This window comes from Rhodococcus sp. IEGM 1351 (genome assembly GCF_030056875.1).
Taxonomy (GTDB): domain Bacteria; phylum Actinomycetota; class Actinomycetes; order Mycobacteriales; family Mycobacteriaceae; genus Rhodococcus_F; species Rhodococcus_F opacus.
Genome location: NZ_JASHKU010000106.1, coordinates 1 through 498 on the forward strand (window position 1 = coordinate 1; position 498 = coordinate 498).

1 protein-coding gene is annotated in these 498 nt (G+C 64.7%); it reads right to left on the minus strand.

Annotated elements, in window-relative coordinates; translation table 11 throughout:
* Window positions 1-498 (minus strand): condensation domain-containing protein (locus QM806_RS40975; protein ID WP_283295056.1); only part of this gene is annotated, 498 nt, incomplete at both ends.

A 498-nucleotide genomic window follows, 5' to 3' on the forward strand; every position in this document is an offset into this window, starting at 1 on the left:
TTCGTCGGCGTCGAGGAGGTCGAGGTCGCCGACTGGGCTGTCGGGATCGGCCACCGCTGCCTCGAGGAGTCGGGTGAATCGGTCGGCGAATCCGTGGACGGTGTCCTCGTCGAACAGGTCCTGCGCGTAAGTCAGTGCGGCGGTCAAACCTCGAGCGGCACCATCGCGATCGACGCGTTCGCTCACCACCAGCGTGAGGTCGAACTGGGTGGCGGTGTGGTCGATGTCCTCGATACGGGCGGTCAGTCCCGCCAGTTCGAGGTTCGGGTGCTCTTGGTTCTGGAAGACGAGCATGACCTGGAACAGTGGGTGTCGGGTGGTCGATCGTGTCGGGTTGAGGGCTTGTACCACCCGTTCGAACGGCACGTCGGCGTGCTCGAATGCGGCCAGGTCGGTTTCTCGGACCGTCGTGAGCAGTTGGGTGAAGCTGCTGGCAGCGTCGACTGGGGTTCGCAGTGCGAGGGTGTTGACGAACATGCCGACCAGGTCGTCGAGGGC